The sequence below is a fragment of the Candidatus Poriferisocius sp. genome, assembly GCF_965214065.1.
In the GTDB taxonomy this organism is placed as follows: Bacteria; Actinomycetota; Acidimicrobiia; order Acidimicrobiales; family Bin134; genus Poriferisocius.
Genome location: NZ_CBDCAT010000028.1, coordinates 1033648 through 1056110, shown reverse-complemented (window position 1 = coordinate 1056110; position 22463 = coordinate 1033648). Strand labels below are relative to the sequence as shown.

The 22463-nt window shown below is 65.0% G+C and carries 24 protein-coding genes; 10 read left to right on the top strand and 14 right to left on the bottom strand.

Annotated features, from left to right (window positions below; translation table 11 throughout):
- Window positions 1-2 precede the first annotated feature (2 nt).
- On the top strand, window positions 3-866 hold the full coding sequence (locus ACOOGG_RS16300; RefSeq protein ID WP_420436946.1) for an NAD(P)-dependent oxidoreductase: 864 nt from the start codon (window positions 3-5) through the stop codon (window positions 864-866).
- Here ACOOGG_RS16300 and ACOOGG_RS16295 read toward each other — a convergent pair.
- Complete coding sequence (locus ACOOGG_RS16295) at window positions 863-2962, bottom strand: acetate--CoA ligase family protein (RefSeq protein WP_420436944.1); 2100 nt, start codon at window positions 2960-2962, stop codon at window positions 863-865. The genes ACOOGG_RS16300 and ACOOGG_RS16295 overlap by 4 nt on opposite strands.
- A 235-nt stretch (window positions 2963-3197) precedes the next feature.
- Here ACOOGG_RS16295 and ACOOGG_RS16290 point away from each other — a divergent pair, with 235 nt between their 5' ends.
- Window positions 3198-3716: a DUF7700 domain-containing protein gene (locus ACOOGG_RS16290; protein WP_420436942.1), complete on the top strand. Its 519-nt coding sequence runs from the start codon at window positions 3198-3200 to the stop codon at window positions 3714-3716.
- 9 nt (window positions 3717-3725) lie between these two features.
- On the opposite strand, the gene ACOOGG_RS16285 is transcribed toward ACOOGG_RS16290, so the two are convergent.
- The gene (locus ACOOGG_RS16285) at window positions 3726-4541 is read right to left on the bottom strand and encodes a coniferyl-alcohol dehydrogenase (protein ID WP_420436940.1); all 816 of its coding nucleotides are present in this window, start codon (window positions 4539-4541) and stop codon (window positions 3726-3728) included.
- 97 nt (window positions 4542-4638) lie between these two features.
- Between ACOOGG_RS16285 and ACOOGG_RS16280 the strand changes: the two genes are divergently transcribed.
- On the top strand, window positions 4639-5925 hold the full coding sequence (locus tag ACOOGG_RS16280) for an amidohydrolase family protein (protein ID WP_420436938.1): 1287 nt from the start codon (window positions 4639-4641) through the stop codon (window positions 5923-5925).
- 112 nt (window positions 5926-6037) lie between these two features.
- Window positions 6038-9391, top strand: a complete 3354-nt coding sequence (locus ACOOGG_RS16275) for a hypothetical protein (protein ID WP_420436936.1) — start codon at window positions 6038-6040, stop codon at window positions 9389-9391.
- A gap of 68 nt (window positions 9392-9459) precedes the next feature.
- Here the strand turns inward: ACOOGG_RS16275 and ACOOGG_RS16270 are convergent, their stop codons facing one another.
- From ACOOGG_RS16270 to ACOOGG_RS16250, 5 genes are read right to left on the bottom strand one after another with little or no spacing between them, the layout of a single operon-like run.
- On the bottom strand, window positions 9460-9885 hold the full coding sequence (locus ACOOGG_RS16270; protein ID WP_420436934.1) for a type II toxin-antitoxin system VapC family toxin: 426 nt from the start codon (window positions 9883-9885) through the stop codon (window positions 9460-9462).
- Complete coding sequence (locus tag ACOOGG_RS16265) at window positions 9882-10139, bottom strand: type II toxin-antitoxin system Phd/YefM family antitoxin (RefSeq protein ID WP_420436932.1); 258 nt, start codon at window positions 10137-10139, stop codon at window positions 9882-9884. Before ACOOGG_RS16265 ends, ACOOGG_RS16270 begins: the two co-directional genes overlap by 4 nt.
- 57 nt (window positions 10140-10196) lie before the next feature.
- On the bottom strand, window positions 10197-11027 hold the full coding sequence (locus ACOOGG_RS16260; RefSeq protein ID WP_420436930.1) for an SDR family NAD(P)-dependent oxidoreductase: 831 nt from the start codon (window positions 11025-11027) through the stop codon (window positions 10197-10199).
- Window positions 11020-11316 (bottom strand): type II toxin-antitoxin system HicA family toxin, encoded by a 297-nt coding sequence (locus ACOOGG_RS16255; protein ID WP_420436928.1) that lies wholly within the window; start codon window positions 11314-11316, stop codon window positions 11020-11022. Before ACOOGG_RS16255 ends, ACOOGG_RS16260 begins: the two co-directional genes overlap by 8 nt.
- 14 nt (window positions 11317-11330) lie before the next feature.
- Window positions 11331-11555 carry a type II toxin-antitoxin system HicB family antitoxin gene (locus ACOOGG_RS16250; RefSeq protein WP_420436926.1) on the bottom strand — a complete coding sequence of 75 codons (225 nt, stop codon included), beginning with the start codon at window positions 11553-11555 and terminating at the stop codon, window positions 11331-11333.
- Between the two features lie 68 nt (window positions 11556-11623).
- Between ACOOGG_RS16250 and ACOOGG_RS16245 the strand changes: the two genes are divergently transcribed.
- A complete protein-coding gene (locus ACOOGG_RS16245; protein ID WP_420436924.1) occupies window positions 11624-12133 on the top strand; it encodes a protein-tyrosine phosphatase family protein in 510 nt (169 codons plus the stop codon).
- Window positions 12134-12162: 29 nt separating this feature from the next.
- Here the strand turns inward: ACOOGG_RS16245 and ACOOGG_RS16240 are convergent, their stop codons facing one another.
- A complete protein-coding gene (locus ACOOGG_RS16240) occupies window positions 12163-12573 on the bottom strand; it encodes a flavodoxin family protein (protein ID WP_420437633.1) in 411 nt (136 codons plus the stop codon).
- Between the two features lie 86 nt (window positions 12574-12659).
- A complete protein-coding gene (locus ACOOGG_RS16235) occupies window positions 12660-13904 on the bottom strand; it encodes an MFS transporter (RefSeq protein WP_420436922.1) in 1245 nt (414 codons plus the stop codon).
- Window positions 13905-13971: 67 nt separating this feature from the next.
- Here ACOOGG_RS16235 and ACOOGG_RS16230 point away from each other — a divergent pair, with 67 nt between their 5' ends.
- From ACOOGG_RS16230 to yihA, 4 genes are all read left to right on the top strand, one after another.
- A complete protein-coding gene (locus ACOOGG_RS16230; protein WP_420436920.1) occupies window positions 13972-15003 on the top strand; it encodes an NADPH:quinone oxidoreductase family protein in 1032 nt (343 codons plus the stop codon).
- 62 nt (window positions 15004-15065) lie between these two features.
- Window positions 15066-16244: an amidohydrolase family protein gene (locus tag ACOOGG_RS16225; protein ID WP_420436918.1), complete on the top strand. Its 1179-nt coding sequence runs from the start codon at window positions 15066-15068 to the stop codon at window positions 16242-16244.
- 49 nt (window positions 16245-16293) lie between these two features.
- Complete coding sequence (locus ACOOGG_RS16220) at window positions 16294-17598, top strand: acyl-CoA dehydrogenase family protein (protein WP_420436916.1); 1305 nt, start codon at window positions 16294-16296, stop codon at window positions 17596-17598.
- A 30-nt stretch (window positions 17599-17628) separates the two neighbouring features.
- The gene (gene yihA / locus ACOOGG_RS16215; protein ID WP_420436914.1) at window positions 17629-18225 is read left to right on the top strand and encodes a ribosome biogenesis GTP-binding protein YihA/YsxC; all 597 of its coding nucleotides are present in this window, start codon (window positions 17629-17631) and stop codon (window positions 18223-18225) included.
- Here the strand turns inward: yihA and ACOOGG_RS16210 are convergent.
- The 4 genes from ACOOGG_RS16210 to ACOOGG_RS16195 form a co-directional block, all read right to left on the bottom strand.
- Window positions 18215-18841, bottom strand: coding sequence for an HAD-IA family hydrolase (locus ACOOGG_RS16210; RefSeq protein ID WP_420436912.1), 627 nt, complete (start codon window positions 18839-18841; stop codon window positions 18215-18217). The genes yihA and ACOOGG_RS16210 overlap by 11 nt on opposite strands.
- Before the next feature lie 38 nt (window positions 18842-18879).
- On the bottom strand, window positions 18880-19116 hold the full coding sequence (locus tag ACOOGG_RS16205) for a YlcI/YnfO family protein (RefSeq protein WP_420436910.1): 237 nt from the start codon (window positions 19114-19116) through the stop codon (window positions 18880-18882).
- Complete coding sequence (locus tag ACOOGG_RS16200; protein ID WP_420436908.1) at window positions 19113-19424, bottom strand: hypothetical protein; 312 nt, start codon at window positions 19422-19424, stop codon at window positions 19113-19115. Before ACOOGG_RS16200 ends, ACOOGG_RS16205 begins: the two co-directional genes overlap by 4 nt.
- A 235-nt stretch (window positions 19425-19659) precedes the next feature.
- Complete coding sequence (locus ACOOGG_RS16195; protein ID WP_420437631.1) at window positions 19660-20871, bottom strand: alpha-hydroxy acid oxidase; 1212 nt, start codon at window positions 20869-20871, stop codon at window positions 19660-19662.
- Window positions 20872-20944: 73 nt separating this feature from the next.
- Here ACOOGG_RS16195 and ACOOGG_RS16190 point away from each other — a divergent pair, with 73 nt between their 5' ends.
- The gene (locus ACOOGG_RS16190; RefSeq protein WP_420436906.1) at window positions 20945-21196 is read left to right on the top strand and encodes a hypothetical protein; all 252 of its coding nucleotides are present in this window, start codon (window positions 20945-20947) and stop codon (window positions 21194-21196) included.
- A 45-nt stretch (window positions 21197-21241) separates the two neighbouring features.
- Here ACOOGG_RS16190 and ACOOGG_RS16185 read toward each other — a convergent pair whose 3' ends face one another.
- Window positions 21242-22336: an LLM class flavin-dependent oxidoreductase gene (locus tag ACOOGG_RS16185; protein WP_420436904.1), complete on the bottom strand. Its 1095-nt coding sequence runs from the start codon at window positions 22334-22336 to the stop codon at window positions 21242-21244.
- Window positions 22337-22463: the final 127 nt, after the last annotated feature.

Below are 22463 nucleotides of genomic sequence, written 5' to 3'. Positions count from 1 at the left end.
ATATGAACGAAAAGGCCCCAGTCGGGATCATCGGACTCGGTGTCATGGGATCGGCCATGTCTCGCCACATTCTCGCCGGTGGCCACCAGGTTGTCGGGTTCGACATCGATCCCGCTCGATCGGCCGAGTTCGCCGGATCGGTCGCCGACTCGGTGGCCGACGTCGCCAGGCAAGCCCAGATCATTCTCTTGTCCCTCCCGTCATCTAAGGCGCTGGCGCAAGTCGCGGCCGAGCTCGCCGCCAGTGCCACGCCTCGGACGGTTGCCGTCGAGATGGGAACGCTGCCGCTGGCCGACAAAGAAGCGGCCCAGGCCCTCCTGGCTGAGAACCACGTCGATTTGGTTGACGCTCCTGTCAGCGGAACCGGCCTCCAGGCCGCCGATGCCACCCTGGTGGTGTATTCCAGCGGTGAGGAAAGCTCCCACGAACGGGTAGCGCCGATCTTCGACCTCATCGGAAAACAGACGTTCTACCTCGGCCCCTTCGGCAACGGCTCAAAGATCAAGTACGTGGCCAACCTGCTCGTAGCGATTCACACTCTGGCCGCCGCTGAGGCCCACCAATTGGGCAGTGCCTGCGGGCTGAATCCCGAACTGGTCCAAGAGGTAATAGCGGCCGGCGTGGGCTCATCGGCAATGTTCGAAATCCGGGGCCCGATGATGGCGACGGGCACCTATGAGCCGCCATCGGCTCGCCTGGCCATCATCTTAAAAGACGCCAGCATCATCGCTGACTACGCCCGGAGTCTGGACTCGCCCACTCCCCTGCTCGACGCCGCTATTCCCCTCTACCATGCCGCAGCCGAAGAAGGTCTTGGCGACCTTGACGCCGCCGCCCTGCGCCAGCTGCTCGCAGAGCTCAGCTAACGATCGGTCAGTTGGCCGTCGGCCAAGATCATGAGGTGATCGACGACGACTGCGCCCTGGCCGCGGTCGAGAACCACGACCGGGTTGAGGTCGAGTTCGGTTAGGCGGTCGCCGAGGGCGGCAGCCAGGGCGGCGGTGGACATGATCACCTCTACCAGGGCGTCCACATCGGCGGGGGGGCGGCCGCGGGCCCCGTCTAGCAGGGGAAAGCCCTTTAGAGACTTGATCATCTCGTAGGCATCGGCCCCGTCAAGGGGCAGCGGGCGCACGGCGGTGTCGGCCAGCACTTCGGCGAACACCCCGCCGGTGCCCACCATGACCGCTGGGCCGAGCGTGGGATCGCGGGTCACGCCCACGATCATTTCGGTGCCGCCTGACACCATTTGCTGTATCTCTACCCCGTCAATGGAGGCGTTCGGGGCAGAGGCCTGAGCCCGGACCAGTATCGACTGGGCGGTCTGTTCCACGTCGTCGAGGGTGTCTACCCCCAGCACCACCAGTCTGGCGTCGGACTTGTGGGGGAAATCGGCCGAGGCGATCTTCACCGCCACCGGGAGGCCGATACGCTCCGCGGCCGCGCTGGCATCCTCAGCCGTCGCGGCCACCTCGCTGGCCACCAGCGGCAACCCGAACGCCCGCAGCACCACGTCGGCATTGGGCGGGGTGAGCTTGAGGGCCGCCTCAGCCTCTCTGGAAAGGGCATCGGACAGTGGCGGGCGCACCCGGAAATCGGCCCGCCGACGCTGGTAGTGGTGGTAGGCGGCCAGTGCGGCAAAACAGCCCCGAAACGAGCGGAACAGCGGAATCCCGGATTCCACCAGCCGGTCGAACCCTACCTCGTCCACCTTGAAGGAGTTCCAGGTGGCAATGAGGGGTTTGTCCACCTGGTCTACCAGTGCTGCGATGTCCTCCCCCAGGGGGTCGGTCATCGACGGCACCGCCCCGGTGATTCCGATCACCGTGTAGCCCACCGCCGGATCGTTGTTGATGTCGTGGATCACCTGACGGCGGATCTCGGCGGGCTGGGTGGTGATGAACGTGCCCCCGTTGTCCACGGGATTGGACACCGACAGATAGCGGGGAATATGCCGGTGCAGCTTCTCCTGAGTCCCCTCGGCCAGCGGAGGCGCCGCCACCCCGGCCAGCTCGGCAGCCTCGGCCATCAGCGTGCTCGAGCCCCCGGAGATGGAATAGAGCCCCGCGCCTTCGGCCACATCGGGACCCAGCTTGGCGAACAGGGCGGCGGTCTCCAGCAGCTCGTCGAGGTCGCGTACCCTCACGACCCCGTATTGCTCGAACAGACCGTCGATCACCGCGTCCGACCCAGTGAGGTGCCCGGTGTGAGACGACGCCATACGCGATCCGGCGTCGGTGGCCCCGATCTTCAACAGCACCACCGGCTTGTGCTGGGCATTGGCGGCCTCCAGCGCGGTGCGCAGCTTGTCGGCCGACCGGAAACCCTCGATGTAGCCGGCGATCACCGCGGTGTCTTTGTCGTAGGCGAAGTACTCGATGAAGTCGCTCACCTCCAGGTCCACCTCGTTGCCGCAGGGCACCTGGCGGCTGAACCCGATGCCAAAGTGAACGCCCTGCACGATGGGCCGGCCGTTGTGGCCCGACTGGGTTACCACCCCGATCTTGCCGCCCCGCAGATTGGGCACCTCGGGCACCGGCTCAAACGCGTTGGTGTTGGTGTTGGGACCGAAGATGCGGATGTTGTTGCGCCGGCCCGCCTCCCCCAGCTCGGCCTCCAGCGCGGCCCCTTCGGGGCCTACTTCACTAAATCCCGAGGAGAACACCAAGGCGTAGCGGATCCCGGCCGCGCCGCACTCGTCCACCACCGAGGCGCACACCGCAGGCGGGGTGGAGATCACCGCCAACGCCACCGGCACGGGCACGTCGGCCACTGACTCGTGAACGGGCACCGATCCGACGGAGCCGCCCTTGGGGTTGACCAAATGCCAGTTTCCTTCCCCCCACCGGGCGTCCATCGCCCCCCGCAGCGCAGCCTCGGTCTGGCTGCGGTCGACCCCGCCGATCACCGCCACCCCCTCAGGGTGGAAAAACTCCTCTAGGTCGGCTCGACGCTGGGCCATGGGAAACCGATGGTATCTAGCGGGCACTTCGCACCTAGTGGTGTGTCGCAGGTTTAGCGCCGTGGATTGCGACGGCAGCGGCGTTCCTCGCAAGGCGCACCGACGCTGCCATACCCGGAGCGTACGGCAAGGAGGAGCAACGCAGCGAGGGGCGTCGATGCCTAGCAGGACACGCGCGAATAAACCTGCGACACACCACTAAAGGCAGAACCGACCCGGCACTAGGCTGGCCACCATGGAGATCGGCCACGTCTATGAGATGCCGCCTATGCAGCCCGACGACGCTTACACCGCCTACTTCCCCGCTGGAGTGATCAAGATCGGAGTGGAGTACCGCGACCTCACCCCCGAGGCGCTGGTGGAGTACTACGGGGGCGACGAGGCCTACGTAGAGGAACTGCGCCGCACTGCACCGTTGGGCATCGAGGATCGGGGCGTGTCACTGCACGTGTTCGACGCCGAAGGCCAGTGGGAGTATCTGCGCTTCGACCTGTTTGAGGACGCCCCCCACTACCACTACAACCATCTCGGCGGCGGGCGGAACCACATCATCCCCTTCGACGAGACCGCACACGGCCCCATAGCCGAGTGGGCAGTTAACAAGATCCGTTCCGCCGATCTGGCTCCCATGCTGGTCCAAGCTGGCGGGACAGAGTTGGCCGAGGGGCTCGACCCCGACGTCCTGGCCGATGTGGCCGACCAGGTGGCCGCCTATGCCGCCGAGCTCCAGGAGCGGCTAGCGGCTGCCGTCTAGGGGCTGGAGCTAGCCGGCCAATTCGCCGAAGTCCACCTGGCCGGTGATCATCGAGCCTTGGAAGGCGTTGTCGATGTTGACGTTCACCCCCGACACGAACGACGCCGCATCCGACCCCAGATAGGCCAGCAAATTGGCCACCTCGGCGGCGGTCACATAGCGGCCCCCGGCATTGGCGGCCGTCCAGTCGATCATCCCCTCGCCCATGGTCTTCTTGAAGTCGGGCAAAAGCGGGGTGTCGATTGGGGCCGGGCAGGCGCTGGCGATGCGCACACCGTTGGCCAGCATCCCCTTGGCGGCCTGCATCGTGAAGATCTGCACGCACTCCTTGGAGAACATGTAGCCGTCGGCCACCACCTCGGGGTGCTCCTCCACCCAAGCCACCGCCTTGTCCCAGTTGTCGATAGACAAGAGCTCGGTGATCTCGGCCTGGTGGGCCGGCCAGTTCATCCCGGCAATGGAGGCGGTATTGACCACGGCGCCACCGGCGGGGATCTTGGGCAACAGGGCGTCGGTGAGGCGCATCAGCCCCAGGGTGTTGACCTTCATCACATCCTCAGGGGAGAAGGTGGCCGCGATTCCCGCGTTGTTGAACAGCACGTGCACCGGGGCGTCGATTGCCGCGGCCGCCTCGTCCACGGCCACCGGGTCTCCCATGTTGGTGGGGATGTACCGGGTTATCGGGCCTTCTGGCTCTTTGATGTCCAGCGCGGTGATCGACGCCGCCCCCAAATCGGCTATCAGCTCCACCAGCGCGGCTCCCACGCCGGAAAACGCGCCGGTGACCACTACATTGCGGCCTTCGTAGCTCATGGGGTTGGACATCGGGGGCCTCCTGGGGGGTTGATCGGCTGGCGAATTCTACTGCGACAAGTATCGTTTGGGTCACACTGGCGAACGACGAAGATCGACGGAGGATGCTGTGGATTTGAACGACATGATCCTGGTGAGCGTGGACGACCACCTGTGCGAGCCGCCCGAGATGTTCGACCAGCACCTCCCGGCCAAGTGGCGTGATGAGGCCCCCAAAGTGATCCGCACCGATTCGGGCGACGACGTGTGGTCGTTCAACGGCTCCATCATTCCCAACGTGGGCCTGAACGCAGTGGCCGGGCGGCCCAAAGAGGAGTACGGCATCGAGCCCACCGCTTTCGACGAGATGCGCCCCGGTTGCTACGACGTCCACGCCAGGGTCAAGGACATGGACGCCGCCGGGGTGCTGGGCTCGATGTGCTTCCCGTCGTTCCCTGGCTTCGCCGGGCGGCTGTTCGCCAACCACCCCGACAAGGAGTTCGCCGCCGACCTCATCCGGGCCTACAACGACTGGCACATCCACGAATGGGCCGGGGCCTATCCGGGCCGGTTCATCCCCATGGCCCTGCCCATGATCTGGAGCGCGGAGGAGTGCGCCGCCGAGGTGCGCCGGGTGGCCGAGCTGGGCTGCCACTCCATGACCTTCACCGAGAACCCGGCCAAGCTGGGCGAGCCCAGCTTCCACTGCGACTACTGGGATCCTCTGTGGGAGGCGTTCAGCGACACTGGCACCGTGTGCTCGATCCACCTGGGCTCCTCGGGGGAGATGGTTATCACCGCGCCCGATGCCCCCATGGACGTGATGATCCAGCTTCAACCCATGAACATCAGCCAAGCGGCCGCCGACCTCTTGTGGTCGTCAATCCCCCGCCGCTTCCCCGACATAAGGATCGCCCTGTCGGAGGGCGGCACCGGATGGATCCCCTACTTCATGGACCGGGCCGACCGCACCTACGACATGCACCACCTGTGGACCGGGCAGGACTTCGACAACCTGCTGCCCAGCGAGGTGTTCCGGCGCAACTTCTTGACCTGCTTCATCAACGATCCGGTGGGGGTGGTGCTGCGCCACGAGATCGGCATCGACAACATCTGCTGGGAGATGGACTACCCCCACAGCGATTCCACATGGCCCAACGCCCCCGAGTTGCTGGCCGAGACGCTGACCGGGGTTCCCGACGACGAGGTCGACAAGATGACCCATCTCAACGCCATGTCCTGGTACCAGTACGACCCGTTTGCCCACCGGGACCGGGCCGATTGCACCGTGGGGGCGCTGCGAGCCTCGGCTGTAGACCACGACATCTCGGTGCAGTCCATGGACAAGGGCCGCCACCAGGGCAAAGACCGAGACCTGGCCGGGTTCACCTCCCGGAACAAGGGCGTCAACCGCTGAAGTTACGCTCAAACTGACTGCTCGATGCTGTGCGCATCGGCATCGATACCAGGGGGACGTTCACCGACGCGGTTTGCGGGGTCGAATCCCCGATGCTGTAGCGTTCCCGCCTATGCGGCTCCGCAGGAAACCGACGGCGCGCCACAAGCTGTTGGCTTCCGCTGTTGTGTTGGCATTGAGTGTGGGAATCGCCGCCGCTAGCGGCCCAAAAGCGGCCAGCGGCCAAGGCAGCCCTGTCAACAGCGAGTCGATTTGCGCGGCACTCTTCGGTTTCGCCGCCGAACCAGTGCCCGTCGTCAAGGCCTCCGACGGCGAGACCATCCTGGCCTCAGTCAAATGGGGTTACAGCCCCGAACACAACCTCTGCTACCTCATCCTCGACGACACCGCCACCAACACACTGCGGGCCACCCCCCCCCCGCCGCCGGCTAACCAACCGCCCGACGACGCGGATGCCGCCGCGGCCGCCAAATGCCACAACGCCTACAACCCCGACCGCGGCTTCGCCGCCGAACCCGTCCCCGTAGTCAAAACCGCCGACGGGCAAACCGTGCTCGCATCGGTCAAATGGGGCCACAGCCCCGAACACAACCTCTGCTACCTCATCCTCGACAACGCCGCCCAGCAAACCCTCATCGCCCACCACCACGCCCTCATCGCCCTGTACAACGCCACCGGCGGCCCCAACTGGACCAACAACACCAACTGGAACACCGACAAACCCGTCCACACCTGGCACGGCATCGCCTCAGACCCTGACACCGGAGAACCAAACTCCGCCCTACTCCTCTCAAACAACAACCTCACCGGAACCATCCCGCCAGAACTCGCCAACCTCACCAACCTCACCGACCTCAGGCTCTATGACAACGACCTCACCGGACCGATCCCGCCAGAACTCGCCAACCTCACCGAACTCGCCGGCCTCGCGCTATTCGACAACAACCTCACCGGAACCATCCCGCCAGAACTCGGCAACCTCACCAACCTCACCTACCTCAGGCTCGACAACAACGACCTCACCGGAACCATCCCGCCAGAACTCGGCAACCTCACCGAACTCGCCATATTGGACCTACGGAACAACGGCCTCACCGGGCCGATCCCGCTCTCCTTCGCGGCTCTCACCGATCTTGAGCATTTCTACGTCGTGGAAAGCGACGTTTGCCTGCCCCGTGAATTGCGGGATTGGCACAACGCCATCCCCAACCGAGGCACCATCCCTCCCTGCGACGCTCCCGAGTTCCGGCAGGCCCTCACCGCCCTGTACAACGCCACCGGCGGACCCAACTGGACCAACAACACCAACTGGAACACCGACAAACCCCTCGGTGTCTGGCATGGCATCGCCTCAGACCCTGACACCGGAGAACCAAACTCCGCCCTACTCCTCTCAAACAACAACCTCACCGGAACCATCCCACCAGAAATCGGCAACCTCACCAACCTCACCGGACTCGGGCTCGACATCAACAACCTCACCGGAACCATCCCGTCCGAACTCGCCAATCTCACCAACCTCGCCCGACTCTGGCTCCGCGAGAACAACCTCACCGGAGCGATCCCGCCCGAACTCGCCAACCTCACCAACCTCACCAGCCTCCAGCTCTTCGGCAACGACCTCACCGGGCCGATACCCCTCACTTTCGCAGCCCTGACCAAACTTGAGGATTTCCACGTCGGAGGCAACGATGTGTGCCTGCCCCGTGAATTGCGGGATTGGCACAACGCCATCCGCAACCGAGGGACCATCCCTCCCTGCGACACTCCCGAGTTCCGGCAGGCCCTCATCGCCCTGTACAACGCCACAGACGGACCCAACTGGACCAACAACACCAACTGGAACACCGACAAACCCCTCCACACCTGGCACGGCATCGCCTCAGACCCTGACACCGGAGAGCCAAACTCCGCCCTGCTTCTCTCAAACAACAACCTCACCGGAACCATCCCACCAGAAATCGGCAACCTCACCAACCTCACCGGACTCGGGCTCAACGACAACGACCTCACAGGATCGATCCCACCCGAACTCGGCAACCTCACCAACCTCACAGGACTCGGGCTCTACAACAACAACCTCACCGGGCCGATCCCGCCAGCACTCGCCAACCTCACCAACCTCACCTACCTCGGGCTCTACAAAAACAACCTCACCGGAGCGATCCCGCCAGCACTCGCCAACCTCACCAACCTCACCGGACTCTGGCTCGGCGGCAACGGCCTCACAGGATCGATCCCACCAGAACTCGGCGACCTCACCAACCTCACCGGACTCGGGCTCAGCGACAGCGGCCTCACAGGATCGATCCCGCCAGAACTCGGCAACCTCACCAACCTCACAGGACTCGGGCTCCACGACAACAACCTCACCGGGCCGATCCCACCAGAACTCGGCAACCTCACCAACCTCACCGAACTCGGGCTCAGCGACAACGGCCTCACCGGGCCGATCCCACCCGAACTCGGCAACCTCACCAACCTCACAGGACTCACGCTCTTCGACAACGACCTCACCGGGCCGATACCCCTCACTTTCGCAGCCCTGACCGAACTTGAGGATTTCCACGTCGGAGGCAACGACTTGTGCCTGCCCCCGGAATTGCAGGATTGGCACAACGCCATCCGCGACCGAGGCACCATCCCTCCCTGCGACACTCCCGAGTTCCGGCAGGCCCTCATCGCTTTGTTCAACGCCACAGACGGCCCCAACTGGACCAACAACACCAACTGGAACAGCGACAAACCCGTCCACACCTGGCACGGCATCAGCTCAGACTCTGGCACCGGAGAGCCAAACTTTGTCCTAGATCTCTCAAACAACAACCTCACCGGATCGATCCCGCCAGAACTCGGCAACCTCACCGAACTCACCGGACTCCGGCTCCACGGCAACAACCTCACCGGGCCGATCCCGCCAGAACTCGGCAAACTCACCGAACTCACCAACATCAGCCTCAGCGGCAACAACCTCGCCGGATCGATCCCGCCAGAACTCGGCAACCTCAACGAACTCATCGCACTCAGCCTCAGCGGCAACAACCTCGCCGGATCGATCCCGCCAGAACTCGGCAACCTCAACGAACTCATCGCACTCTGGCTCTACAACAACGACCTCACCGGAGCGATCCCGCCCGAACTCGGCAACCTCAACGAACTCATCGCACTCTGGCTCTACAACAACGACCTCACCGGAGCGATCCCGCCCGAACTCGGCAAACTCACCAACCTCACCGAACTCTGGCTCTACAACAACGACCTCACCGGGCCGATCCCGCCCGAACTCGGCAAACTCACCAACCTCACCGGACTCGGGCTCTACAACAACGACCTCACCGGGCCGATACCCCTCGCCTTCGCAGCCCTGACCGAACTTGCGGAATTCTACGCCGACGTGTGCCTGCCTCTTGAATTGCGAGATTGGCACAACGCCATCCCTGATAAGTCCACACTCCCCGCCTGCTGACAGGTTCAACTATCGAGGCCTCGTATCAGACCCAGACAGTCCCCGTCAGGCGGTATTCGTCCACTGCTTCACAATCGGCTTGGCGCCACCATGAGTCCGAGATGGGAGGCGGCGGCGGTGAGTTGTTGGTCGCCACTGGCGAAGACTGTGTCCCTGTCGGCAACTGCCTGCGCAGCGGCCAGGTGGACGGCGTCGTAGCCGCTGAGTTGCTGCTCTTCGACCAAGGCGCCCGCAGATCGGACCAGTCGGTCGGTGATCTCGATGTGATCGATTTGGGCGCTGAGGTCGTCGAGTAGGGCAACTGCTGAAGCAAACCTTCCTCGGGTGAGGCGTCCGAGTCGCTGAGCCCGAGCCAACGCGGCTCGGGCCTCGACGTAGATGAGACGCACACTGACTACCCGCTCTGCTTCATTCCAAAGTCGCTCGCAGGAATCGGAATTCGGCTCGTCAATAATCAGGGGGATGAACGCGGACGTGTCAAAGTAGACGATCACTGGCGCTGTTCGGCTACGAGGTCGCTCACTGTTCCCTTGCTCTTAACCCTGGTGTGGTCCAACCGTGTCTTCGCCCCCTGAGCCGGAATGACCAGCCCTTCGTCAATCAGCCGGTCGATGGGACGGGGTTCATGTAGAGGAATCAATAGCGCTACTGCCTTCCCGTGATCGGTCACGGTGACCTCGGTCCCTGCTCGAACAGCGGTGAGGTAACGGCTCAAGTTGTCCCGCAACTCTCGAATTCCAGCTTCCACAAGACAATTATGGCGCTTTTAACAAGAATTATCTAGCCATATTTCTCTATGATCGAGCTACCAGCGGGAGCCGCCGGCGACGGTGATGCATTCGCCGGTGATGAACGAGGCCTCGTCGGAGAGCAGGAAGGCGATGACCGCGGCGGTCTCGTCGGGGTCTTGAAGGCGGTCGAGGGCGATCTTGGACCGCACCCATTGGCTGCGGTCGCCACCCGACTGGGCCACGGTCTGATCCAGATAGGGATGGCCGCTTTCGGAAGCGTCGGGGTCCACCCCCAGCGGGCGCACCCCGTTGACTCTGATCTGGTGGGGTGCCAACTCCATGGCCAACGCGACCACAAGGCGGTCAACGCCAGCCTTGGCCGCGGCGAACGCCGAGGTGCCGACGGCTGCGGCCACGGTGGCGTACGACGAAAGCAGCACAATCGACCCGCCGTCGCCCTGGCTAACCATCTGGCGGGCGGCAGACTGGGCCACCAAGAACGCCCCGGTCAGGTTTACGTCGGTCGACCGCCGCCACGATGCCTCGGTCAACTCCAGCAGCGGCGCCCACCCCATCTCGGGTCCCAACCCGCCAGCCACGTTCACCACCAGATTGAGCCGCCCCAGCTCCTTGGCACACCGCTCAACCGCCTCGTTCACCTGGGCTGAGTCGGCCACGTCAGCCTCTAGCCGCAGTGCCGCCTGGCCCTCGGCCCGCACCGCATCCACTGTGGCATCCAACGCTTCTGGCGATGCACAGGCTGAATCGGGCTGGCCAACCTCCACTCGGTCGGCGCAGGCCACATCGGCTCCGGCCCGAGCCAGCCGCACTGCCACCGCCCGCCCGATCTCCGGTGGACACGCCGCCCCCATCACCAGCGCCACTTTCCCCCCGAAGTCATTCATCCCCCCAGCATCCCCCACCCACTCTCTTTGCTTCCACCCTGGAATTTTCCAAAAGCAGCTCTGGCCACAGATCAAGTAACTCCAACAGCTCCTGCACGTTCATCTCGTGATGCGATGCGACGCTCTTGAGAATGCTCGACAAGGTTCCGGCCTTGATGGAGTTGTGGAGGGGAATCACCTCGTGGTGCTCACCGTTTACGTTTGTCGTTACGCGCACGTGCGAGCCGCGCTGTCGGGTAGTCCGGTATCCCAGCCGGTGCAGCGCTCTTTGTAGGTCAGCCCCGCGCACATTGCGCGGCAGCCTCAAATAACCAAGACCTCGCCGTGAGGAAAGTGCAGGCGGACCACTTCGGGGCGAGCCGATTCCCCGTCGAAATAGCACTCGAAGGCTTCTTGGACGTTCTCCCGGATCTTCTCGACGGTATCTCCCTGCGTGTGGATGCCGAAGCCAATGGCACTGGCGGAATACCCGCCGTCCACTTCATCCTCACGAACCTCGAAGACGATCTCCGTCCCAAGTAACGTCACGGTTCGCAACCTACCCTTGAAGGCTTCTTCTTTCAACCATGTTCTCAACCCGCAATTAGGGTGGCGGCGTGCAGGTGGGGGCGGGGCGCTATCAGATGGCCGGGGGGATTCACCGAATCCCAGTGCCGGGCGCATCCGGGCATCTCCACGCCACGGCTTTTGCGGTGACCGGGCCCGATCCGGCGGCGGCACTGGAGGATGTGGGGGCCGAGGTGATGGTGTGTCTGCTCACTGACGCCGAGATTGACATGCGCTTTCCCGACTATCCCGAATGGCTGGCCAATCCCTTACCTCACCAGGCCATTCACGTGCCGATGGTCGATCAAGGGGTCACCGGCGACGACGACGTTCGTGAATTGGTGAAAACCATCAACCACCACCTCAACCGGGGCACCGGGGTCATCGTCCACTGCGGTGCCGGATACGGACGGGCCGGGATCGTGTGCATCTCGGTGCTCACCTCCCGGGGGATGGACCTAGACCATGCGGTGGCCGCGGTGCGAGCCGCCCGGCCAGCGGCCGGACCCCAGTCCGATTCCCAGCAGGCCCAGATCACCCGCTTGGCCGTCACCGGCTGACCCGGCTACATCCCTCCGGCGATCTTGCATCAGTAGATGCCCAGCTCCAGGCCAGCGGCCAGGGTCATGCCCAGCTCCTGGCAGGCTGCCAGATGTTCGTCGGTCAGGTTGCCCACGGCCAGCACCGGAGGGGCCACCGCCTTCCACCCCAGTCCGGTGACCAGGGGCTCCACTGCCCGCACCGCGCCGGTGCCGTCATTGCCGGCCCGCACGAAGAGCCCATAGGGCCGGCCCCGGGTGTGGTCGAGGCATTCGTAGTAGACGGTGTCGAAGAAGTGCTTGAGGGCGCCGCTCATGTAGCCGAAGTTCTCCGGGGTGCCCAGCAGATAGCCGTCGGCGGCCATCACATCGTCGGCGGTGGCCTCCAGTGCGGCTGCCTGCACCACCTCCACCCCGTCGATGTCGGGATGGCTGGCCCCGGCGACCGCTGCTTCGGTCATGGCCTGGGTGCCCCCGGTCTTGGTGTGGGAAACGACCAGCACTCGCACTGCCCTGACCGTACTCCCGCTTCGATGGTTATTGAGGCCTAACTGGCGGCCGTGCCCACGTCCATCGAGTCGAACCGGCGAGTGCCCACCAGCCAGGCGGCCAGCACCACGATGGTGCCCGCGCCAATCGCCACCGTGATTCGGGCGCCAATCCAGTCGTACAGCGCCCCTTGCGCCATGGTGCCCACGCCGATGGCCACGTTGATGGCCATCAGGTACAAAGCGATGATCCTTCCCCTCATCGACTCGTCCACTTGGAGCTGGATGACGGTGTTCAGCGTGGAGGCGGTGGTGAGGTGGCAGCCCCCGAGGATGAGCAGGAAGACGATGGCCATGGCGTACCAGGGGGCCAGCCCGAACCCGGCCAGCGCCAGTCCGTAGACGCTCAGCCCTATAGCCAATAGTCGGGAACGGGCTGTGAACTGACCCCTACCGGCCACCAGCGGGAAGAAGATCACCGACCCGATGCCGGTGCCGGATGCCAGCAGGCCTAGTTGCCACCCCGTGGAGTTGAACTCCTCTTCGGCGAACACCACGATCAAAAAGATGAGGGGCTGCGCGCAAACTGCGGTGATCAGAACCGTCTTGAATGCCCTTTGGATGCCGGGCTGAGTCTTCCAGTAGCCCACCACATCCCGCAGGTCGGCGAACACCCGGATGGGGGGCGGGTCGTCGGGCAACAGACGGGGCACCTGGATGAGCACCACGGCGAACAGCACCGCAAAAAAGGACACGCCGTTGGCGAAGAACACCCAGCCCGGCCCGAAGAACCCCAGCAGCACGCCGCCGAGGGCAGGCCCCGCGGCCCGGGTGGCCTGGAACTGGGTGGAGTTGAGGGTCACCGCGTTCAACAGCAGTTCTTTGGGCACCAGCTCGGAGATGAATGCCTGCCAGGCGGGCAGCATGAACCCGTTGAGAATCCCATAACCCCAGGCCAAAAGCATGTATATCACCGGCGAGCGCACCCCTGTAGCCCACAGGGCGGAGAACCCGAAGGCTCCCACGCAAAGCAGGCTCTGGGTCACCAGGATGATGCTGCGCCGGGGCACCCGGTCGGCCAGCGGTCCGGCCCACAGGTTGGTGAGCACCGTCATCAGCATCTGGGTGATGGTCACCAGCCCGACCCAGGCCCCCCGATCGGTGATCTGGTCGATCACATAGGCCAGCACCAGGATCTGCATCCACGTCCCGGTGTTGGACACCAGGGCCCCGAACCAGAACAACCGGAAATTGCGCAGCCGCAAGGCCCGAGTCGAAGCCCGAAACCCCGGTCGATCAGCCACCCAGCGACCCTACCCCCACTCGGTTCAGCGGTAGACCACCAAGCCCACACCGGTAAGCTCCGAGGCCGTGCGAGCTTGGCGTGTTCATCAATACGGGCGGCCGTCGGAGGCGCTGCGGCTGGACGACATCGACGAGCCGGTGCCTGAGCCGGGCAAGATCCGGGTGGCGCCCACTCGGACGGTGCTGAACTTCAACGAGATCGACGGCTGCCACGGGCGCTACCGCACCGTGAACCCCGTGCTCCCCTACACCTTGGGCATGGAGGTGCTGGGCACGGTTGACGCGGCTGGGGAAGGGGCCGAGGAGTGGCTCGGACGCCGGGTACACGCCACCGCCGAGTCGGCCTTCGGGGGCTACGCCGACAAGGTGATCGCCCAGCCCGACATGGTATTCGACGCCCCCGAGTCGTTGGACGACACCGAGGCCGCCGCCTTCTTCTTCCCCTTCCATTTGGCCTGGCTGGGCTTGCACGAGCGGGGCCAGGTCCAGCCCGGAGAGTGGGTGCTGATCCACGCCGCGGCCGGTGGGGTGGGCTCGGCCGCGGTGCAGCTGGCGGTGGACGCCGGGGCCAGGGTGATCGGCACCGCGGGCAGCGAGGCCAAATGCGAGCTGGTTCGCTCCCTTGGGGCCGAGGCCGCGGTTAACTACCGCGACGGAGACTTCGGCACCGAGGTGCGAGACATCACCGGCGGGGCCGGAGTCGACCTGGTGTTCGACGGAGTGGGCGGCGAGGTTACCGAGGCCTCTTTGCGGTGCATGACCCGGGGCGGGCGGCTGATGATCATCGGCTTCGCCAGCAAGATCGAGGCCGAGGATGCCGTCGGCCTCCCCCCGAGGCTGCTGTGCTTCGGGCAGGTCTCGATCGGAGGGGTGCTTTTGGCCTATAGCAGCAACCCAGCGGTCTATGGCGGCATGGCCGGGTTCAACATCAACCCTCGGTCGCTGGGCGACCGGGTCCACGAGGAGCTCTGCGGGCGGCTGGCCGAGGGCCGGATCGCCCCGCTGGTGGGCGGCACCGTGGCCTTCGAGGAACTCCCCTCCGCCCTCGAGCAGATGGAGGACCGCCTCACCACCGGGCGCATAGTGGTGGTCTACTGATCCAAGCCCGGTTCTGGCCTCGCCGGTGGTCGCTTGCCCAACAAACAAGCCAAAATAGAATCATGACCGACCTCGGGTATCTCGCTTTCGACGCCGACAACCACTATTACGAGGCCACCGACGCCTTCACCCGTCACATCGACCCCAAGATGGCCAAGCGCTGCATGCAGTGGGCCGACATCGGGGGCAAGCAGCGGCTGATCGTGGCCGGGCGCATCAACCGGTTCATCCCCAACCCCACCTTCGACCCGGTGGCCAAGCCCGGCATCCTCGACGAGTACTTCCGGGCCAAAACCTCGGCCACCGACATGCGCGAGGCCTTCGGCGAGCTCGATCCCATCAGCCCCGCCTACCGAAACCGCGACGAGCGCCTGGCCCTCATGGACACCCAGGGGCTGGGCGGGTGCTTCATGTTCCCCACTTTGGGCGTGGGCATGGAGGCCTGTCTGGAACACGACATCGGGGCCATCACCGCCGCGTTCGGGGCCTTCAACCGCTGGCTGGATGACGACTGGGGTTTCTCCTACCGAGAACGCCTGTTCACCGCCCTGTACCTGAGCCTGGTGGACGTCGACTGGGCGCTGGGCGAGCTCGAGTGGGCCGTCGGCCGCGGCCTGCGAGTGGTGAACTTCCGGGCCTCCTCGGTGCCCGACGGCCACGGCAACTACCGCTCTTTGGGCCATCCCGACCACGACCCGGTGTGGCAATTCCTCAACGACCACGGCGTGTGCGTGTCGTTCCACTCCGGCGACTCGGGCTATTCGTTCATGAACCACCGCTGGGGGCTCGGCACCGAGACCGAGGCCTTCCGCTACAACCCCCTCCAGAGCCTTTTGTCGCACTCCCCCATCAGCGACACCATGGCCTCGCTTCTGGCCGACGGGGTGCTGGTGCGGTTCCCCAATCTCAGAGTGGCCACCATCGAGACCGGCTCGTATTGGGTGCGGCCCCTCATCCAGAAGCTGGCCAAGACCTACGGGCAGCACCGCTATGCCTTCGACGAGGATCCGGTGGAGACGTTCCGCAACCAGGTGTGGGTGTCCCCCTATTACGAGGACGACCTGCACGAGTTGGCCGGGCTGATCGGCACCGATCATATGCTGTTCGGCTCCGACTACCCCCACGCCGAGGGACTGGCCAACCCGGTGTCGTTCGTAAACGACCTGGACGGGTTCGGCGACGCCGACATACGCCGCATCATGAGCGACAATGGCGCCGGCCTGTCGCAGCTGGCCGTTTAGCCAGTCCCGGACCGGCAGCATCCTCTTCCCCGACTGAAAGGGGCCTCACATGGCCTGGGATTTCGAGACCGAGCCTGAGTTCCAAGAGCAGCTTGACTGGACCCGGGCGTTCCTCGACGAGCACATCCTGCCGTTGGAGACCATCGAGCTGGAGGTGACCAACGGGCAGTGGGCCGCGCTGACCGCCCCGCTGAAGCAGCAGGTGAAGGACCGGGGGCTGTGGGCCTGCCACCTGGACCCCGAGCTGGGGGGCCAGGGCTTCGGGCAGGTGAAGCTGGGGTTGATGCACGAGATCTTGGGCCGTTCGTCGATCGCCCCGGCCATCTTCGGCAACAACGCCCCCGACTCGGGCAACGCCGAGCTGCTGGCCATCGGCGGCAACGAAGAGCAGAAGAAGCGCTGGATGGAGCCGCTATTGGCCGGGGAGCTGCGGTCGGGGTTCTCCATGACCGAGCCCGACACCGCCGGCTCCGACCCCACCCTGCTGGAGACCGCCGCGGTGCGAGACGGCGACACCTGGGTGATCAACGGCCACAAGTGGTTCACCTCTGGCGGCTCGGGGGCCGACTTCCTGATCGCCATGGTGGTCACCAACCCCGACGTCCACCCCTACCAGGGGTCGTCGATGATCGTGGTGCCCACCGACACCCCGGGCCTGGAAATCGTGCGGGACGTGCCCAACATGCACCACCCCTATCCGGGCCAGTTTGCCCGCCACCCCATGGGCCACTCCGAGGTGGTCTACCGCGACGTGCGGGTGCCGGCCGAGAACCTGATCGGGAACCCCGGCGACGGCTTCGTGCTGGCCCAGAAGCGCCTCGGCCCCGGCCGCATCCACCACGCCATGCGCTGGATCGGCCAGTCGCAGCGAGCGCTGGACATGATGTGCGAGCGGGCCCTGTCCCGGTTCGCCCACGGCAGCCTGCTGGCTGAGAAGCAGATGGTGCAGGACTTCATCGCCGAGACCCGCATCGACATCGCCTCGGCCCGGCTGCTGTGCCTGCACGCCGCCTGGCACATGGACAAGCACGGGTCCTCAGCGTCCAGAACCGAGATTGCAATGATCAAGGTGTACGGCACCAAGATGCTGTACAACGCCATCGACCGCTCCATCCAAGTCCACGGCGCCCTGGGCTACTCCGCCGACATGCCCTTGGAGGAGATGTACCGCAATGCCCGGGCCTCCCGGCTGGTGGACGGGGCCGACGAGGTGCACAAGGTGTCCATCGCCCGCCGCACCCTCAAGGGGTACTCCGCGGTGGACGGACACCCCACCGAGCACATCCCCACCCGCCGAGCCGCCGCCCTCGACCGCTTCGCCGACGTGCTCGACATCGAGGTCATGAACAGCTAGGAAAATCAGCTAGCCCGGTAGCCTGTCGGGATGTCCAAGCCCCTGGCGCTGAGTTTTCTCAAGTCGGCCAGCGACGCCCGCCAGCTACCGGAGTCCCGCTGCGAGGTGGCGCTGGTGGGGCGATCGAATGTGGGCAAGTCTTCGCTTTTGAACTCGGTGGCCAACCGCAAGGGCCTAGCCCGCACGTCCAAGGCACCGGGAGCCACCCGGCTGATCAACATCTTCGAGCTGGACGGAGAGCCGGGCCGCTGGCTGGTTGACCTCCCCGGCTATGGCTTTGCCAAAGCGCCCAAGGCGCAGCGGGTCGGCTGGCAAAATATGATGGACGGCTACCTGCTCGACCGGCCCACCTTGGTGGAGGTGCTGCTGCTGGTGGACGGTCTCATCGGCCCCACACCGCTCGATCTCCAAACCGTGGAATGGCTGGCCCACCACGACGTACCCCTGCAACCGGTGGCCACCAAGGCCGACAAAGTGAAGTCATCCCACCGGGGTGCCCGAAAAGCCGAGTTGGCCAAGGGACTTGGGGTTGCCCCTGGCGATGTGATCTGGACCAGCGCCACCAAGGGCCAGGGCATCCCCGAGCTCCGAGCCCAGATCGGCGCCGCCCTCCGGCTCAACCCCTGAGAGGAAACCCCACCGCGGCCTCCAACTCGGCCAGCGCCTCGTCGGCGTCGACCACCTTGATGGTGGTCATCCCCATGGCCCGGGCCGGCTTGAGGTTCACCCCCAAGTCATCCAAGAACACACACCCCGAGGGTTCGACGCCCAGCGCCTCGCAGGCCAGCATGTAAAACGCTGGATCGGGCTTGCGCACCCCCACCACCGACGACTCCACCACCACGTCGAACCACCCCATCACCTCGGCCAACTCCGCCGACCGCTCCGACGACTCCATCGGCGCATAGTTATTGGTCAACAGCCCCGTTTTCAGCCGCTCTGAGCACCGCCGCACTGCCTCAGCCACCGTGGGCCGCAGCTCTCCGCCCAGCCCATTGAGCACCGCCATCCCATCCACCCGATGCCCCAACGCCGCCGCCTCGGTTTCAAATGCGGCAGCGAATTCCTCTAACCCAATCTCCCCCCGCTCCATCCGCGCCCAAGCATTGCTATCCGCATCAGTCGAATTGATCCGCCGAATCAACCCCTCCGGCAGCCCATTGGCCCGCTCATAAGCCGCAAACCCCTCCCAAGGCCCCGAAACAATCACCCCACCCATGTCAAACAACACCGCCTCAATCACAAGATGAGGCTACCCAGCAGGACGTCATCTACTTGAGATCATGAGCGCCCCACTCGGAGCTCGCGGCTAACTGCCTGTCGAATCCACGATGACACTGAACGGTCGTCGGCTTCGGCGGCTGCCCGGACCTGTTCGAGCACGTCAGGAGGAAACCTCACCGGTACCAACTCGGTCAGACGCTGCTTACGTCGCCTCACGGGTCCTTGTGGAGTCAAGTTCTCGGGGTTGCTATAGAAGGCGTGCTCTTCTTCTGGGGTCATTTTCGACTCGTTCACCGATCCTCCATGTACTGAATTGCCAGGCGTGCTGGCGCGACGTAGCACCCAATCGGGCGGCACTTCGCTGGGTTGCCAGAATCTGGCGGAGCCAGTGGCACGACCAGAACTCTTCCTTCCAAAGCAGACACCATCAGCCAGTGGGCTGGGGGTTTCGCCGGGTAGAAGTGCGGATCGCTTTGCCAGACCTCGTTGACGTCATCAATGCCCAGAGAGGCGTGCTTGAACAGGTGAGCTGCCTGGCGGTCGATCTCAAATGGATTGTGGTCATCTAAGAGGTCCAAATCGAATGGGTTTTCTGCTTGCATATTGTATTACAAGCGGATACGAAAACCAACACACTCCCCCATTGGGGGAAGGCTACGTTGGGGTCCTCCTCGCCGATTTCTTGGACAAGGGCCCATAAGTCGTCTCCTTCAAACAGTTCTGTCAAGGCCCGACGACCCTCGGGCGATAAGTGCGGATCTCTATCACCTGACCCGCGATAGCGACTGTACCGACTGACTCGCTCGAATACTCCTAAGTCACTTCGGCAGAGGCTGATTACTGCCTCTGGCGGACGGAGGCGGGGGTGAGGTCGGCTGCTTTGGGGACGCCGAGGAGGGCGAGGGTGCGGGTTAGGTCTTGGGTGAACTGGTCTAGGAGGTGGTCGACGCCGGGTTCGCCGGCGGCGGCTAGGGCGTAGAGGTAGGGGCGGCCGAACATCGCGGCATTGGCACCCAGGGCGAGGGCCATGGCGATGTGGCTGCCCCGGCGGACGCCACCGTCGCAGATGATGTCGAGGGTGCCGCCCACTGCGTCGGCCACCTGGGGGACAAGCTCCAGGATCGGGGGTGCGCCGTCGAGTTGGCGGCCGCCGTGGTTGGAGAGGATTATCCCGTCAACGCCCTGTTCGGCAGCGATTCGGGCATCGCCTACCGATTGCACGCCTTTGAGCACCAGCTTCCCGTTCCAACGCTCACGCAGCCAGTCCAGGTCGTCCCACGACAGCGCCTGGTTGAACTGGTTGTGGGCGAATTCGGCCAAACCCAAGGCTGAGCTGCCGTCGTAGCCCTGTACCCCGGTCAGGTTGGCGAAGGTGATGGGCTCAGACCGCAGGAGCGACCACGTCCAGCCCGGGCGGCGCAGCCCGTCCAATACAGTGTCGGGCCCCAGGGTCGGCGGCAGGGTGAAGCCCCGGCGCACGTCGCGCTCTCGGCGGCCGAACACTGGCGTGTCCACCGCCACCAACAGGGCCTCGTAGTCGCAGTCGGCCGCCCGCTGGAGCCATTCGGCCACCAAGCCCCGATCGCGCCAGAAGTAGAGCTGGAACCACAGCGGGCCGTCGCTCACCTCTCTGATCTCCTCGATCGAGCGGGTGCTCAGCGTGGACAGCGAATAGGCAATGCCCTTGCGGGCTGCGGCCCGGGCCACGGCCAGCTCCCCGTCGGGGCACACGATGCGGGTGAACCCGGTGGGCGACAGCGCCAGCGGCACCGGATGGTGCCGGCCCAGCAGCTCCACCGAGGTGTCCAGCTCAGAAACGTCCCGCAGCACCCGGGGCATGAACTCCCATTGATCGAACGCCGCGGCGTTGCGCTCCATAGACAACTCGTCCTCAGCCGCCCCGTCGATGTAGTCGAACACCCCAGCAGGCAGCCGCTTGCGGGCTATTTCCCGAAGATCAGCCACCGACGCTGCCCGGCTAAGCCGCCGCCTGGCCCGATTCGGCTCAAACCGCCGAAACCGTGCCACCGACCGCAGCGTCCGGATCATGCCCACGTCCTGAACATACAGCGGCCCGCCTCATCGTTTGTCAACCCGGCATGTGGGAACACAGCCACCGATGGTGTCCGACTACTGGCGAGACGGCTACTTCGCTCGGCGCAAGCTGGTGCCCGAAAAGCTGATCGACGCCCTCAACCAGCGCTTCGCCGACATTGCCGACGGCGCCATCGCCGTCCACTACGCCAACTCGCACTGTGAAGACATCTGGGAAGGCGCCTCCAAGTACATAGGCGAATACAACCCCCGCTTCGACTGCCGCCTAGTCCGCGGCCAAGACCCCAACAACTACGCCCAGCCGACCATCCAGCGCTGAGGGCGAGACCAAGGCCCCACATCCCCCTCCCTCCAGAGGACAGAGTCAGGCCAAGGCGCGGCGAAGGCCGGGGACAACCTCTTCAGCCAGCAATCTCTCGCACGTGGCGGCCTTGGCCGGGTCGGACCCGGGGCTGGGGCCGATAGCGATCAGCTTGTCGATCCCCAGTTTGGCTATCTCGCAAAGCCTGTCGATGCAACGGCTGGGCGAACCCGCCACCGCATAGCCGTCGATGAACTCGGGAGTCAGGGCGACCGCCTGTTCCGAACCCGACCTGGTGTGCTGGGTCATGTTGTACGCGCCATGCAACCGCTCCAAAACCATCCGCTGGTGGTCAGACACTGGACCTGAGACTTTTCCGTGCATGACCGAGAAGCGGGCCATCGTCGTCAGGCCGCCTTCGGCCAAATGGCGCGCCGCACTCGCATCGGGGTGGGGAACCACGTTGAGATAGGCCCCGAACTTGAGCGATTCCGGGTCCATTCCCGCATCAGACCGAGCCTGGCGCGCCACCTCCATGCCCCACCGGAGCCGGTCCGACTCGGCCCCCACCACCAAGATGACCCGATCAGAGCTGCGGGCCGCCGCTCCGATGACCCGCGGTCCCGACGCGGTGACTTCCACCGGCACATGGGGGTCGCCGCTGCGCCGCCACCTCAGTCGGCTCTTGTCGGGCGTGTCGGCCAATCCCAGCGTGGCCACATCGGGCGCCGCCGCCTCGTCAAAGCCCAAGTCGGCGAACTCCACGCCATCGCCGTGGAGGTACCCTCGCAGGGCGATCAGATAGCGCTCGAATAGGGCGACCGGCGCGGGGGCCCGGCCGAGATGCGCCAGTGCGGAGTCGCCTCGGCCGATTCCGACGGCCACCCGGCCCGAACCGTCGGGCCGGGCCGAAAGGATGCTCAGCGACAGGGCCGCGGCAGCAGTGACCGCGGGATGCCGGGTTATGGGGTTGGTCACCCCAGTGGAGAGCTTCAAACCGGTGGTCGCACCGGCCATGGCAGTGAGCGCCACCCAGCAGTCTCCAGCCAGATTCTGGGAGTCGGTGACGGTGAGGCCGTCATAGCCGGCGGCTTCGGCCTCGGCGGCCAGCCGGGTGGCGTGACGCGCCGAAGAAGTGGTGAGCCGCCAAACTTCCATATGCGGTGTGCTCCTTGCCCTCGATCGGGTTGCGCCCGACCCAGCGCGCCCCGCCAAGCGGTTGTCTGCCGGGGCCTGCTCTTGGTTCAGGTGCTGAAAGGCTACAAGGCGAGCAGAAGCCGTACCC